This is a genomic window from Serratia sp. CY43202 (genome assembly GCF_052168755.1).
Classification (GTDB): domain Bacteria; phylum Pseudomonadota; class Gammaproteobacteria; order Enterobacterales; family Enterobacteriaceae; genus Serratia; species Serratia bockelmannii.
The window spans coordinates 1-2,693 of the sequence record NZ_JBJNMB010000021.1 but is presented as its reverse complement, the minus strand read 5'-3'; the positions used below and the strand labels follow the sequence as shown (position 1 = coordinate 2,693).

The 2,693-nt window shown below is 47.9% G+C and carries 3 protein-coding genes; all 3 read left to right on the top strand.

The genetic code is table 11. The features are described 5' to 3' along the window. Window positions 1-81 precede the first annotated feature (81 nt). The 3 genes from ACJ8J5_RS24700 (at window position 82) to ACJ8J5_RS24690 (ending at window position 1,659) form a co-directional block, all read left to right on the top strand. The gene (locus ACJ8J5_RS24700) at window positions 82-252 is read left to right on the top strand and encodes a replication initiation protein (protein WP_077269784.1); all 171 of its coding nucleotides are present in this window, start codon (window positions 82-84) and stop codon (window positions 250-252) included. Window positions 253-765: 513 nt separating this feature from the next. Beyond that, a complete protein-coding gene (locus ACJ8J5_RS24695; protein WP_069970468.1) occupies window positions 766-1,197 on the top strand; it encodes a helix-turn-helix domain-containing protein in 432 nt (143 codons plus the stop codon). Between the two features lie 9 nt (window positions 1,198-1,206). Beyond that, window positions 1,207-1,659 carry a hypothetical protein gene (locus ACJ8J5_RS24690; protein WP_142353804.1) on the top strand — a complete coding sequence of 151 codons (453 nt, stop codon included), beginning with the start codon at window positions 1,207-1,209 and terminating at the stop codon, window positions 1,657-1,659. Window positions 1,660-2,693 lie beyond the last annotated feature (1,034 nt).

Below are 2,693 nucleotides of genomic sequence, written 5' to 3'. Positions count from 1 at the left end.
TTCCGCTGTTATGGCCGCGTTTATCTCATTCCACGCCTGACACTCAGTTCCGGGTAGGCAGTTCGCTCCAAGCTGGACTGTATGCACGAACCCCCCGTTCAGTCCGACCGCTGCGCCTTATCCGGTAACTATCGTCTTGAGTCCAACCCGGAAAGACACGAAAAAACGCCACTGGCAGCAGCCATTGGTAAGAAGGTGTACAAGAAGATTACTAGTGCAGAGTTCTTGAAGTCTGAGCCAAACTACGGCTAAACTGGAAGGACGAATTTGGTGGCAGCGGTCTTGTACACCCTGTTACCACGGTTCATAAACTTGCCGGTTTAATGAACCTTCGAAAAACCACCTTGCCGGGTGGTTTTTTCGTTTCCGAGACTACATTTTTGCTTACCTTCCTGTCAATCAAGAAGATAACAAACAAAAAAAGCTGCCTAGGGCAGCTTTTTTTATGAGTCCGAGTGGCGTACGTGATGTCTGTTATCAGATTCATCATCCCTCTCTGTGAGGGAGCCCACTCAAGTGGCTGCGAAATGCAGGGCGATCCACTATCAGCGCATGTTGCCTCGCCATTATATCGCCATGACGGACAAATCGTCTTCTGTAAGACTCATAGCAAGTATGGTGACAAAACCATATCAAATAAAGGCGACAAAATGTCTATACATATGAATATACATATATAATTATAACCAAGAACACTCTAACATCATTAAATAATGATGTTAGAGTGTTCTTGGTGTCGCTACAAATTAAAAAACGAGGTTCGTAATGAAAGCGAAGACAGAGCCACTTGAAAAAAAGTGGGGAGAACGAAGCATGCTTATGGGCTGGACAGCGATCCCTACATCACTGCTTTTTCTACAGGCGGAACTATCAATTAGTCCTTTGGGTTTCAATTTGCTGATGAACCTTGTTTCTCACTGGTGGGAAACTACAGAGCACCCTTACCCTTCGCAAGAATCGATGGCAAAAAGAATGGGCGTTTCGAAACGTTCTATCCAGAGAGAAATCACAACTTTGGTAGAGCTTGGCTTACTCGATAAACAGCCGAATAAGGCCGGAAGCAAGAAATTTAAAGGTCGAAACACCTATGACTTAAGCAAGCTTGTTCAAGTCCTTAATGAAAAAACACCCGATAAAATAAGCAGTTTCAAACGTTATAAAAAAAATGGAGAATCACTAGATTCAGAGCTGGAGTAACCTTAGAAAATGCCGACATTCACGCAATCTGGAACTGGGAAATTTGATTATTGGCTTATAGATGGAATTAAGTCTTTTTCAAAAATACCGGCTAACACACTGCCATCAATCACCGTAGACATGCCGATCCGCTTACAAGTCGGAAATGGTTACTTTGGCTCAACACACATAACCGGCAGGCATGGTAAGTGGCTTCAACGCTATCAACCAGATGGTTGTGTAGCAACATTCATCCATAAGAAGCTCAGCACCAGTGGGAAGATCTTACTGTTGGAAGAGCAAGGTAAAATAGGTTTAGCTCTCAGACTAAACCCAGACTCAGCTCTGATACTGAAAAACATTGGCGATTTTTTCTCTGTAACAACAATCTATTACAAACGAAGTGGGCTTCAGGGAGAGGAAATAGGAAGGTATACCGGTTCATCGTGGGCGACATCTCCCTTTATCGATAGAAAGCGATAACCCCACCAAGATTTACCATAACATCTCTTGGGCGCACCGCCTGAGAGCCTCTCAGCGCGTTTCTGCGGCCCCCTGCCGATTTTCGGCACCTTTCCCCGCCCATACCCCTGAAAAACGCCCCTGATGATTTCTGACCGGCTGCATGGCTATGCACAGAAGTGAATGGCTGGCAGTTTCACGCGTATGTTGTCACTAAGGCCGCTTTTTCGCAGGAAACGGTCATTTCCTATAACGGTGAACGGGCGCGCAGTTTACTGTGCGATCGTGAGGCGTTGAGCAACGAGCTTTGCGAGGCGGTAGGGGTTCAGAGAGCCAGCTGCAGGCTCAGGAGAAAACATTCTGTTTTCGGGGCAAACGCCGCAAATGACGTCATTTTGCGGCGTTTGCCCTATCCTGCATCGCAGCATACGGTGCCATCCGCCACCCTCTTGCGAATCCTGCCCTAGATCTCAACAGCAGAGAAATTTCGTACGTACGAAATTCAGCGTATCGGGCGGCGCCTGATGAAACATTCTGGAGTGTCGGCGGTACTCCAAAAACACATCTTGTCCCGCTGATTTTGTCACTGGCGCAAAGCGGCGGTAATGACAAGACATTTCCTGTCCGCATCAATACCAATACGTGCAGAAAACGTAAGTGGTGAAAGATGATAGTACGGAGCGACAGGAGCCTAAGCAGCCACCGGAGAAATTACGCTTCCTCGGTCATTCGCTCACTGCGTTCGGTCATGACTCTGCGGCGAGCGTTACGGGGTCAATCAAAGGGCGTGGAGGTATGAAGTGTGAGAAGAGACTTAAGGGCTGCCGGTTTTCCATAGGCTCCGCCCCCCTGACAAGCATCACGAAATCTGACGCTCAAATCAGCGGTGGCGAAACCCGACAGGACTATAAAGATCCCAGGCGTTTCCCCCTGGTAGCTCCCTCGTGCGCTCTCCTGTTCCTGCCTTTCGGTTTACCGGTGTCATTCCGCTGTTATGGCCGCGTTTATCTCATTCCACGCCTGACACTCAGTTCCGGGTAGGCAGTTCGCTCCAA